Source organism: Nocardioides sp., assembly GCF_047607185.1.
Lineage (GTDB): Bacteria > Actinomycetota > Actinomycetes > Propionibacteriales > Nocardioidaceae > Nocardioides.
This window is the reverse complement of record NZ_JASGDQ010000046.1, coordinates 1-2665: the sequence shown is the minus strand read 5'-3', so window position 1 is coordinate 2665 and position 2665 is coordinate 1. Positions and strand designations below refer to the sequence as shown.

Annotated in this window: 2 protein-coding genes; one reads left to right on the top strand and one right to left on the bottom strand. The window is 69.8% G+C overall.

Annotated elements, in window-relative coordinates; genetic code table 11:
• Window positions 1-69: 69 nt before the first annotated feature.
• A complete protein-coding gene (locus QM595_RS04495) occupies window positions 70-1683 on the bottom strand; it encodes an acyl-CoA carboxylase subunit beta (protein WP_415170331.1) in 1614 nt (537 codons plus the stop codon).
• A gap of 59 nt (window positions 1684-1742) precedes the next feature.
• On the opposite strand from QM595_RS04495, the gene QM595_RS04490 reads away from it, so the two are divergent.
• On the top strand, window positions 1743-2540 hold the full coding sequence (locus QM595_RS04490) for a biotin--[acetyl-CoA-carboxylase] ligase (protein ID WP_415170330.1): 798 nt from the start codon (window positions 1743-1745) through the stop codon (window positions 2538-2540).
• Window positions 2541-2665 lie beyond the last annotated feature (125 nt).

The window sequence follows — 2665 nt, the reverse complement described above, 5'->3', positions numbered from 1 at the left end:
TCGCAAACTGACACTCCGCGCCTGCGCTCCGTGTCAGTTTGCGACCGCTCACCGGATTCTGAGCTTCGCTCAGAGCGGGATGTTCCCGTGCTTCTTGGGCGGCAGCGTCTCCCGCTTGGTCTTCAGCAGCCGCAGCGCCCGGACGATCTCGGCCCGGGTCTCGTGGGGGGCGATGACGGCGTCGACATAGCCCCGCTCGGCGGCGATATAGGGGTTGGCGAGCGTGGTCTCGTACTCGTCGATGAGCTCGGCCCGGCGGGCCTCGACCTGTTCGGGGGAGCCGCCCGACTCGGCGATCGAGGCGAGCTCGCGCCGGTAGACGATATTCGCCGCCCCCTGGGCGCCCATGACGGCGATCTGCCCGGTCGGCCAGGAGAGGTTGACGTCGGCACCGAGGTGCTTGGAGCCCATCACGTCGTACGCGCCGCCGTAGGCCTTGCGGGTGATGATGGTGACGAGCGGGACGGTGGCCTCGGCGTAGGCGTAGATCAGCTTGGCGCCGCGGCGGATGATGCCGTTCCACTCCTGGTCGGTGCCGGGCAGGAAGCCGGGCACGTCCACGAAGGTGATGACCGGGACGTTGAACGCGTCGCAGGTGCGCACGAACCGGGCGGCCTTCTCCGAGGCGTCGATGTCCAGCGTGCCGGCGAACTGCATCGGCTGGTTGGCCACGATGCCGACGCTGCGGCCCTCGACCCGGCCGAAGCCGACGATGATATTGGGCGCGAACAGCGGCTGCACCTCGAGGAACTCGCCGTCGTCGAGCACCGTGCCGATCACGTCGTGCATGTCGTAGGGCTGGTTCGGCGAGTCCGGGATGATGGTGTCCAGCGCCCGGTCCTCGTCGGTGACCTCCAGGTCCGCCGTCACGGTGTACGACGGCGGCTCGTCGAGGTTGTTCTGCGGCAGGTAGGAGAGCAGCGCCTTGACGTACTCGATGGCGTCCTCCTCGTCGGCACCCATGTAGTGGGCGTTGCCCGACTTGGTGTTGTGGGTGCGGGCGCCGCCGAGCTCCTCCATGGTGACGTCCTCGCCGGTGACGGTCTTGATCACGTCAGGGCCGGTGATGAACATCCCCGAGGTGCCGTCGACCATGACGGTGAAGTCGGTGACGGCGGGGGAGTAGACGTGGCCGCCGGCGCAGTTGCCCATGATCAGGCTGATCTGCGGGATGACGCCGGAGGCGTGCACATTGCGGCGGAAGATCTCGCCGTAGAGGCCGAGGGAGACCACGCCCTCCTGGATCCGGGCGCCGGCACCCTCGTTGATGCCGATGATCGGCGAGCCGGTCTTGATGGCCAGGTCCATGACCTTGGTGATCTTCTCGCCGTAGACCTCGCCCAGCGAGCCGCCGAAGACGGTGAAGTCCTGGGAGAACACGCACACCTGGCGGCCGTCGATGGTGCCATAGCCGGTGATGACGCCGTCGCCGTACGGCCTGGTCCTCTCCAGCCCGAAGTTGGTCGAGCGGTGCCGGGCCAGCTCGTCGAGCTCGACGAAGGAGCCCTCGTCGAAGAGCAGCTCGATCCGCTCGCGGGCCGTCTTCCTGCCCTTGGCATGCTGCTTCTCGACCGCCTTGGCGGAGCCGGCATGGACCGCCTCGTCGATGCGGCGCTCCAGGTCGGCCAGCTTGCCGGCCGTGGTGTGGAGATCGATGCGGGGCTCGTCAGGCTGTGCACTCACAACCTGGCACCCTAGTCCCCGTGACGCGCGACACGTATGGGCGGGAGCCACTCGATCCTGTGAGGATCACCACTAGACCGGCAATCGGGCCGAGTGCCGACTGGGTGGTGGAGGTCATCCCCGAGACCCCCTCCACCAACGCCGTCGTCGCCGAGCGGGCGCGCGCGGGCGCTCCGCACGGGCTGGTCGTCGTGACCGAGCACCAGACCGCCGGCCGGGGGCGCCTCGACCGCAGCTGGGAGACCCCGGCCCGCTCCGCGCTGACCTTCTCGGTGCTGCTGCGCCCCGAGGTCGAGGCCCGGCGCTGGCCCTGGCTGCCGCTGCTGACCGGGCTGGCGGTCAGCAGCGCGCTCCGAGAGGAGGGGTACGACGCCGGGGTCAAGTGGCCCAACGACGTGCTGATCCGGTCCCGGGAGGGGGATGAGCGGAAGGTCTGCGGCATCCTGGTCGAGCGCGTGGAGACCGCCCCCTCGCTCGGAGCAGGGCCGGCCGCCATCGTCGGGATCGGCCTCAACACCTCGCTGACCGCCGCCGAGCTGCCCACCGGCACGGCCACCTCGCTGGAGATCGAGCGGGGCGGGCCGGTGGACCGCACGGCCGTGCTGATCGGCCTGCTGCGAAGCCTGTCCGAGCACTACGCGGACTGGGTCGCCGACCCCGACAGCGCCCGAGCGGCGTACCGCGAGCTGAGCGTGACGCTGGGCCGCCGGGTCCGCGCCGAGCTGCCGGGCGGCGGCGCGCTGGAGGGCCTGGCGCTGGACATCGACGCCACCGGCCGACTGCTGGTCGAGACCGATGTCGGTGTCCGAGCCGTGGGAGCAGGTGACGTGGTTCACCTCAGACCCGTCGCGGAGTGAGAACGTGTCTAAGAAGCCCTGACCTACTGCGCGACGCCCCACACAGCGGCTCGCGGCGGCGCCGAAACTCACGAGACAACCCCGGTATCGCTCGTTTCGGCGCCTTGCGCCCCACTGCGTGGGAC